Source organism: Prevotella sp. MGM1 (assembly GCF_002933775.1).
Lineage (GTDB): Bacteria > Bacteroidota > Bacteroidia > Bacteroidales > Bacteroidaceae > Prevotella.
The window spans coordinates 1-552 of record NZ_BEWV01000071.1 but is presented as its reverse complement, the minus strand read 5'-3'; the positions used below and the strand labels follow the sequence as shown (position 1 = coordinate 552).

At 50.2% G+C, this 552-nt stretch carries 1 protein-coding gene; it reads left to right on the top strand.

Annotation, left to right across the window (positions count from 1 at the left end):
• Positions 1–552 (top strand): hypothetical protein (locus MoGM_RS12920; protein WP_158249541.1); only part of this gene is annotated, 552 nt, incomplete at both ends.

Genomic DNA, 552 nt, shown 5'->3' with positions numbered 1-552 from the left:
GACATATAAGGACGAATATGGCGACGGACTGCGGATAATGTATGCCTGGGTGAAAGACGGTCGTTATCATGATTATGCCGCAACGATAGAAAGACCTCTTCCGGACAAGCGTCTGAAGATGAGCTGGACAACGTTCCGCGACCGTCTCACTCCAGGACAGAAAGAAGAATGGAGGCTGAGGATAATAAAGCCCGACGGGACACCGGCCGACGCACGGCTGACAGCCACGCTCTACGACAAAGCCCTCGATAATATAATGAGTCATAATTGGAGATTTGATGTATTCTCTTCGCTAAACATCCCTTATTCGTCGTGGACATCGATGAGAAGAATGCCGCTCAGCGGTTTTGCCATGGCATTGAGCAGGTCATTGCAAAGTAAAGAGTTTGATGCCGGACGGTTCGACATAGGCATGGTATATAACGGCTTTCTGATGTCTGCGGCAAGTACAAGGAAATATAGTGTCAGGGGTATGGGAATTATGGCAAAAACGGAAATGTCTGCCGATATGGGTGAAAAGGAGGCCGGCGGGCTGCCTGCTGCCGGCATGGC